Origin of the sequence: Planotetraspora phitsanulokensis (assembly GCF_016863295.1) — a bacterium.
Taxonomy (GTDB): Bacteria; Actinomycetota; Actinomycetes; order Streptosporangiales; family Streptosporangiaceae; genus Planotetraspora; species Planotetraspora phitsanulokensis.
Window position 1 is genome coordinate 54,638 of record NZ_BOOP01000052.1, and the last position, 7,538, is coordinate 62,175.

Annotated in this window: 8 protein-coding genes; all 8 read left to right on the forward strand. The window is 70.2% G+C overall.

Annotated elements, in window-relative coordinates:
- The first annotated feature begins 66 nt into the window (after positions 1-66).
- The 8 genes from Pph01_RS40275 (at position 67) to Pph01_RS40310 (ending at position 7,447) form a co-directional block, all read left to right on the forward strand.
- Positions 67-1,251, forward strand: a complete 1,185-nt coding sequence (locus tag Pph01_RS40275) for an efflux RND transporter periplasmic adaptor subunit (RefSeq protein WP_204078529.1) — start codon at positions 67-69, stop codon at positions 1,249-1,251.
- The gene (locus tag Pph01_RS40280; protein WP_204078530.1) at positions 1,248-1,988 is read left to right on the forward strand and encodes an ABC transporter ATP-binding protein; all 741 of its coding nucleotides are present in this window, start codon (positions 1,248-1,250) and stop codon (positions 1,986-1,988) included. The genes Pph01_RS40275 and Pph01_RS40280 overlap by 4 nt, the downstream gene beginning before the upstream one ends.
- Positions 1,985-3,274, forward strand: coding sequence for an ABC transporter permease (locus Pph01_RS40285; RefSeq protein ID WP_204078531.1), 1,290 nt, complete (start codon positions 1,985-1,987; stop codon positions 3,272-3,274). Before Pph01_RS40280 ends, Pph01_RS40285 begins: the two co-directional genes overlap by 4 nt.
- A gap of 16 nt (positions 3,275-3,290) precedes the next feature.
- On the forward strand, positions 3,291-3,881 hold the full coding sequence (locus Pph01_RS40290; RefSeq protein WP_204078532.1) for a hypothetical protein: 591 nt from the start codon (positions 3,291-3,293) through the stop codon (positions 3,879-3,881).
- A complete protein-coding gene (locus tag Pph01_RS40295; RefSeq protein WP_204078533.1) occupies positions 3,878-4,567 on the forward strand; it encodes a response regulator transcription factor in 690 nt (229 codons plus the stop codon). Before Pph01_RS40290 ends, Pph01_RS40295 begins: the two co-directional genes overlap by 4 nt.
- A gap of 13 nt (positions 4,568-4,580) precedes the next feature.
- Positions 4,581-5,990 carry a sensor histidine kinase gene (locus tag Pph01_RS40300; protein ID WP_239117373.1) on the forward strand — a complete coding sequence of 470 codons (1,410 nt, stop codon included), beginning with the start codon at positions 4,581-4,583 and terminating at the stop codon, positions 5,988-5,990.
- Between the two features lie 9 nt (positions 5,991-5,999).
- On the forward strand, positions 6,000-6,533 hold the full coding sequence (locus Pph01_RS40305) for a hypothetical protein (protein WP_204078535.1): 534 nt from the start codon (positions 6,000-6,002) through the stop codon (positions 6,531-6,533).
- A 713-nt stretch (positions 6,534-7,246) separates the two neighbouring features.
- On the forward strand, positions 7,247-7,447 hold the full coding sequence (locus Pph01_RS40310; protein ID WP_204078536.1) for a helix-turn-helix domain-containing protein: 201 nt from the start codon (positions 7,247-7,249) through the stop codon (positions 7,445-7,447).
- The last annotated feature ends 91 nt before the right edge of the window (positions 7,448-7,538 follow it).

A 7,538-nucleotide genomic window follows, 5' to 3' on the forward strand; every position in this document is an offset into this window, starting at 1 on the left:
GACTTCCAGGAAACTGTCAGCATCGGCCGAGGTTGCCCGAAGCGGGATCCGCCAGGGTTCAGCGTCGTGAAGCTGTCGACGAAGCGCAGAGCGCTGATCATCAACGGCGTCCTGGGAGTGTTGCTGCTCGGTGGAGTCGGCGTGGCCTACGCCTCCCTCGGGAACGGCTCATCGAATGAGGCGGCGCCTCTGACCACGCGTGTGACGCGCGCGAATGTGTCGTCCTCGGTGTCGGCCTCCGGTTCCGTCGCGAGCTCCCGGACGAGATCTCTCGATTTCGGTACGAGCGGCACGGTCGAGTCGATCGCGGTCGAGTCGGGCGACAAGGTGAAGAAGGGCCGCGTGCTGGCACGCCTCGACGACACCGCGGCGCAGGAGAGCCTCGACGCGGCCAAGGCCGCCCTGGACGCCGCGAACGCGGGCGACACCTCGACCCCGTCGGGCTACTCGCAGTACATCAGTGCGCGCAACTCCTACCGGGCGGCCGAGCGGGCCGTCGCGGGGACGGAGATCAAGGCGCCGTTCGCCGGGACCATCGTGGCGGTGAACGGCTCGGAGGGCGGTTCGTCGGGCGGTTCGGGAGGCGGCGCCTCGTCCAGCGGTTCCTCGGGCGGTTCCGGAGCCGGCGCGGGCGGTTCCGGCGGCGCCTCAGGCGGTGGATCGTCGAGCGCCGCCGGCACGTCGAGCACGGGCACCGGGTTCATCGAGATCGCCGACCCGACGCGCCTGCAGATCGTCGGCCAGTTCACCGAGGCCGACGTGACCAAGCTCAAGGTCGGCCAGCCGGCGACCGTCACCTTCGACGCGCTGACCGGGGTGACCGCGAACGGCAAGGTGAGCGTCATCGACCCGCAACCGCAGACCACCAACAACGTCGTCCAGTACGCCGTGACGATCTCGCTGAGCGATGTTCCGAAGACCGTGCGGCTCGGCCAGACCGCCGGCGTCCAGGTCACCGTCGCCTCGGTCGACAACGCGCTGGCCGTGGCGAACGCCGCGGTCACCACCGCGGGCGGCCGCAGCACCGTCAGGGTCCTCGAGAACGGCAGGCAGGTCGTGAAGCCGGTCGAGATCGGCGTGAAGGGCGACACCCTCACTGAGATCAAGTCCGGGCTCCAGGAGGGCGACCAGGTCGTCAGGACCCTCCCCACGACGACGGGCACCGGCGGGGGCTTCCAGTTCCCCGGCGGCGGCGGCGGGTTCGGCGGCGGGGGCGGTGGCGCCTTCGGCGGCCGGGGAGGCCGGGGATGACCGGGCAGGCGGCGCCGGTCCTGGACATTCGGGCCGTGGCCAAGGTGTACGGCGAGGGTGAGACCGCGGTGCACGCCCTTCGGGGCGTCTCGCTGAAGGTCGAGCGGGGCGACTACGTGGCGATCATGGGTGCCTCCGGGTCGGGCAAGTCGACGCTGATGAACATCATCGGCTGCCTCGACGTCCCGTCGTCCGGGAGCTACCTGCTCGACGGCACCAATGTGGGCGTGCTCGACGAGGTGCGGCTGGCGATCGTCCGCAACCGCAAGATCGGCTTCGTCTTCCAGTCGTTCAACCTGATTCCGCGGATGAGCGCGCTGGCCAATGTGGAGCTGCCGCTGGCGTACGGCGGGGTGAAGGCGGCGGAGCGGCGCACGAGGGCGCTGGCGGCGCTGGACCAGGTCGGCCTGGCGGAGCGGGTGGGACACCAGCCCAACGAGCTGTCCGGCGGTCAGCAGCAGCGGGTGGCGCTGGCCCGGGCACTGGTGACGTCGCCGACGCTGCTGCTCGCCGACGAGCCGACCGGAGCCCTGGACAGCAAGTCCAGCGACGACGTGATGCGGATCTTCGACGGGCTCAGCGCGAGCGGGCGGACCATCGTGCTGATCACGCACGAGGACGACGTGGCCGCCCACGCGAAACGCGTCATCCGGTTGATGGACGGCCAGGTGGTCGAGGACTCCCGCAGGTCGCCGGTCGGCGGCCTTCCCCCACGGCTGGCAGAGGTGACCACGTGAACCCGTTCGAGGTCCTGCGCTTCGCCCTGCGGGGTCTGGCGGCCAACAAGCTGCGCAGCGCGCTGACCACGCTCGGCATCCTGATCGGCGTCGCGGCGGTGATCCTGCTGGTCGCCGTCGGCGAGGGGTCCTCGCAGCAGATCCAGCAGAACATCCAGCGGCTGGGCGCCAACTCGCTGACGATCTCCCCGTCCACGTCGGGCGGCGGGGGTGGCGGCGGAGGGGGTGGCGGCGGTTTCGCCCGCCTGCTCGGCGGCGGTGCCGGCGGCGGGCGGCAGCAGGGTTCGGGCCCGCGCACCCAGGCCAAGGACCTGACGGTGGAGGACGCCCGCGCGCTGGCCGACCCGTCGGGCGCGCCGTCGGTCAAGAGCGTGTCCCCGGTGGTGTCGGCCCAGTCGCAGACGGCCACGTACGAGGGGGCGAGCCACACGATCCAGCAACTCGTCGGCACATACCCGAGCTATTTCGAGGCGTCGAACAAGCCCGTGGTCAAGGGCACGTACTTCTACAACGACGACGTGACCGCGGCGAGGAAGGTCGTGGTCATCGGGAACACGGTGGCCGAGGACCTGTTCGGCTCCGTCGATCCGGTGGGCAAGCAGATCGTGGTGTCCGGCGTGCCGTTCACGGTCGTGGGGGTGCTGAAGGAGGCCGGCTCGTCGGGATTCCAGGACGCCGACGACGTGGCGATCGCGCCGCTGCCCGCGGTGCAGCAGAGCCTGACCGGGTTCGGACCGCTCGGCCAGATCCTGGTGCAGGCCAAGAGCGCCGAGGCGGTGGACTCGGCTCAGGCCGAGGTGACCGACATCCTCAACCAGCGGCACGGCATCACCGGCACGGCGACGGCCGACTTCCGCATCCTCAACCAGGCGACGCTGCAGGAGACGGTCAGCGCCGCGACCGGCACGTTCACGGTGCTGCTCGGGGCCGTGGCCGCGATCAGCCTGCTCGTGGGCGGCATCGGCATCACGAACATCATGCTGGTCACGGTCACCGAGCGGACCAGGGAGATCGGCATCCGCAAGGCGATCGGCGCGCCGCGGGGGGCGATCCTCGGTCAGTTCCTCGTCGAGGCGACCGTGCTGAGCCTCGTCGGCGGCCTGTTAGGCGTGGCGATCGCGGTGATCGGCGCCCAGTTCACGATCGCCGGGGTCAAACCCGTGCTGGTGCCGCTGTCGATCGTGCTGGCGCTCGCGGTCTCGGTCGCGATCGGCCTGTTCTTCGGCAGCTACCCCGCCAACCGCGCCGCCAAGCTGCGGCCGATCGAAGCCCTGCGCTTCGAGTGACAGCCAGGAGATGAATGTGAGCAGGCACAAGGCCGCGGACGTGCTGGAGATCTCGCCCTTCGACGACGATCTCCAGGCCGAACTTGCGGCCCAGCCGGCCCGGCGCGGGCCGTCGAAGCTGACCATGCTGCTCGGCGCGGGCGTCGTGCTCGTGGCCGGGTTCCTCGTGGGCGTCCAGGCGCAGAAGCACGCCGCCACCCCGTCCGGCTCCGTGCCGTTCGGCTCCCTCCTGTCCGGCCAGGGCAACGCCGGCGGGCAGCGGGGGCAGGGCGGTTTCGGCGCCGCAGGCGGCGGCGGAGGTGGCGGGGGACGCGGCGGCGGTGGTTTCGGAGGCGGCGGCCTCGGGGGTGCCGCCGCGAACGCGACCTTCGGGACGGTCAAGCTCGTCGACGGCGACAAGATCTACGTCCAGACCGTGAACGGGGACGTCGTCACGGTGAAGACCAGCACCTCCACCAAGATCCAGGTTTCCAAGACAGGGAAGGCCAAGGATCTCAAGACGGGCAGCGTGGTGGTCGTCGCGGGAGACAAGGACGCGCAGGGGATCGTCGACGCCACCTCGGTCACGCAGAGCGCCGCCCTCGGCGGCAGAGGGGCGGGCTCATGACCGCGGAGGCGCGACTGCTCGTCGTCGACGACGAGCCGAACATCCGGGAACTGCTGTCGGTGAGCCTGCGCTACGCGGGGTTCGAGGTCGTGACGGCCTCCGACGGCCGGGAGGCCGTCCAGATCGCGGAGCGCACACGACCGGATCTGATCGTGCTCGACGTGATGCTCCCCGACATGGACGGCTTCGCCGTGGCGGGCCGGCTCAAGGCGGCCGGACGGCGCGTCCCGGCGGTGTTCCTCACGGCCAGGGACGCGAGCGAGGACAAGCTCGCCGGCCTGGCGCTCGGGGACGACTACGTCACCAAGCCGTTCAGCCTCGACGAGGTCCTGGCGCGGATCCGGGCGGTGCTGCGCCGTACTCGCGGCGAGGTCGCCGCGCCGCCCCGCCTCCAGGTCGCCGACCTGGAGCTGGACCAGGACGCCCACCAGGTGTGGCGCGCGGGCAGGCCCGTACGGCTCTCGCCGACCGAGTTCAAGCTCCTGCACTACTTCATGATCAACCAGGGTCGGGTGTTGTCGAAGGCGCAGATCCTCGATCACGTGTGGCACTACGACTTCGGAGGCGACCGCAACGTCGTGGAGTCGTACGTGTCCTATCTGCGGCGGAAGGTCGACACAGCCGACCTCAAGCTCATCCACACGCTTCGCGGCGTGGGCTATGTTCTCCGTGCTCCGCGCCAGTGAGCTGAGAAGGAGGGTGGCCCGCACCCCACTCTGGCTGCGCCTCGTCGGGGGGACGCTGCTGCTCGTCACGCTCGCCATCGCGCTGACGGGCGGCTTCGCCGTCCAGTTGCTGCGCGGCTATCTGGTGCAACGGGTCGACACCCAGCTCCTGACGATGGGCAGACGCCCGCCGGACCTCCCGCTCGACGCGGTGCCGCGGCAGGGGGGCCTGCCGGGAGGGCCGCTGCGGTTGTTCGGCTCGTTCTACATCGTCCAGCTCGACGGGACCGGTGCCGTCCTGCGGACCATCCAGGAGCCGCCGAACGCCGACCTGCCCCTGCTGCCCCGGCCGGCCGGGGGCGGGCACGGGCTGTTCACGGTCGAGTCGCCGTCGGGATCGAAGTGGCGGGCGATCGTGGCGCGCGACGAGGCGGGCGGGTTCCGCGCGGTCGCGATGAACCTGAACGAGATCGACGGCACGGTCTCCCGGCTGATGGTCATCGTCTCCGGGGTCGGCTTCGCCGTGCTGGTCGCCCTGGGAGTCGCCTGCTACTGGCTCGTACGGCGAAGCCTGCGGCCGTTGGGCGAGATCGAGCGGACCGCGGAGGCGATCGCCTCCGGCGACCTGTCGCGCCGCGTGCCGCTCCGGCATCCGCGGACCGAGATGGGCCGGCTCGGCCGATCGATCAACGGGATGTTGTCCCAGATCGAGGCGGGCTTCCGGGACCGGGAGGCGTCGCAGGAGCGGATGCGCCGGTTCATGGCGGACGCCTCACACGAGCTGCGCACCCCGCTCACCTCGATCCGCGGCTTCGCCGAGCTCGCCCGGCAGCAGCGGTCGGCCGACCCGCTCCCTCTGGTGCGCCGGATCGAGGACGAGGCGGCCAAGATGGGCCTGCTGGTGGACGACCTGCTCCTGCTCGCCCGCCTCGACCAGGAGCGCCCCCTGGAGCGGCGGCCCGTCGACCTGCTGAGCCTGGCGGCGGGCGCCGTCCTGGACGCCCAGATGCTCGCCCCGGACCGGGAGATCGACCTGGTCCGCCTGGACGGGTCCGACCAGCCGGTGTGCGTGCTCGGCGACGAGACGCGGCTGCGACAGGTCGTCGGCAACCTCATGCGCAACGCCCTCAAGCACACGCCCCCCGGCACGGCCTTCCGGGTCGGGGTGGGTCTGACGCCCGGGACCGAGCAGGCCGCGGTGCTCGAGGTGACCGACGACGGTCCGGGACTGTCGCGGGAGGACGCCGAACGCGTCTTCGAACGGTTCTACCGGGCCGACCCGGCGCGCAGCCGGTCCGACTCGGGCGGGACCGGACTGGGCCTGTCCATCGCCGCGGCCCTCGTGCAGGCCCACGGCGGCACCATCACCGCGGAGAGCGAGCCGGGCCATGGGGCGACCTTCCGGGTTCGCCTTCCCTCCTGTTCGCCCGTTACGAAAGGCTAGGTAGATCCCATGCGCTACGTACATGTCGCGGTGGTCGCGGCGCTGGCGGTCGCGGTCGCCGGTTGCGGCGGGGGCGACGGAGGCGGGAGCACGACGGCGGCGGCCGCTCCGAGCGGCGACCAGAGAGCCGCCTTCACCGCGTGTCTCCAGAAGAACGGCGTCACCCTGCCGAGCGGGCGCCCGACGGCGAGGCCCAGCGGGCGTCCGACGGCGCGGCCCAGTGGCCGTCCCAGCGGACGCCCGAGCGGCGGATTCGGTGGGTTCCGGTCGATGTCGCCTGAGATGCAGAAGGCCTTCCAGGCCTGTGCCTCGCTCATGCCCCAGGGCGGCGGCGGGTTCGGCCGCGGCCGCGGCGGCGGCAACGGGAACGGGGCCGACGCGGGCGCGCTGCAGGCCTTCCGCACGTGCATGAACGACAACGGGGCCGATCTTCCCCAGGGTGCGGGCATGCGCGGCATCGACAGGAACGACCCCAAGGTGGCCAAGGCGCTGGAGAAGTGCCGGCCGCTGCTGCCGACGGCCGCCCCGTCGCCGAGCGCCTGAGCTCGTCACCGGCACCCTGCTGCCCCTGCCCGGACTGCGTGGCCGCAGGGCAGGGGCGGCGCGGCCGAATCCGTGCATGGTATCGACAGGGGTTTTCCGCCTAGTGTCCCCTGCTTCGGAGTGATCCGGAGGAGTGCTGTTCTCCCTGGTCAGGATCCGTTTCTAGGTTCGGAACCATAGAGGCCCGTGGGGCCTCATTGGGCCACTTCCGTGGGGATTGCGTGGGGAGTGGACGACCTTGCCAGAGTCGATCTGTTGTAACCGAGTTGGTCATGGGAGAGTGTGCGCTATGAGAGCTCCGCGATCAGTTTGGCTCCGGATTGCGCGTGGCCTCGCGCTGATCATGCTTGGTTGGATGGCCGCCATTGCGACTTTCAGCCCCGACTTCGCAGGCCTGCCTTGGTGGTACTCGGGCGTAGTCATCCTGGCCTGTAGTTGCTTGGTGTTCGTGGGCCTCTTTGTGGATCTAGTGGTCAATGCCTATAGGTCGAACGGCAGCACCCCAGGCGACCACCAAGAGCCGGTCGGGCCAAAGATCTGATCAAGCTGCTTTGCCGCCTGTGACCTCTGGCGGTGGCATCTACTCCTTAGCACTGTGATCGGCCAGATGATCCGGTGATGCTCGGTTGGATTGCGTGGGAAGCGTAGTGGACGACATACGGCCGTCCCCGCCTGTAGCTTGGCGAGACGCGCTCCCTCGGAGGTGACCGATGATGGTTGAGGCACTGATGACCTCAGAGCAGCTAGCCGAGTATCTCAAGGTGTCCCCGGAGTGGGTCTTCAAGAACATCTATGACCTACCGTTCGTGAGGATCGGCAAGTCCTACCGGTTCCCCAAGGGGGACGTTGACGAATGGCTGACACGGTCTCAGTACTGCGGCTTGCCTCCGAAGTTTTTCGGAGAGCAGGCATAGGCAAGTCCGGCGTCAGCCGGGAAGGTTCTCAGCCGGGTATGAGCCCTTGGCGGGCACGGTCACGATCCAGCCCTCAGCCCTGAGCACTTCC

Bases quoted from the DNA above. Each gene is read 5' to 3' on its own strand.
- Pph01_RS40280 (WP_204078530.1), top strand. From the start codon at position 1,248: ATGACCGGGCAGGCGGCGCCGGTCCTGGACATTCGGGCCGTGGCCAAG.
- Pph01_RS40295 (WP_204078533.1), top strand. From the start codon at position 3,878: ATGACCGCGGAGGCGCGACTGCTCGTCGTCGACGACGAGCCGAACATC.
- Pph01_RS40305 (WP_204078535.1), top strand. From the start codon at position 6,000: ATGCGCTACGTACATGTCGCGGTGGTCGCGGCGCTGGCGGTCGCGGTC.
- Pph01_RS40310 (WP_204078536.1), top strand. From the start codon at position 7,247: ATGGTTGAGGCACTGATGACCTCAGAGCAGCTAGCCGAGTATCTCAAG.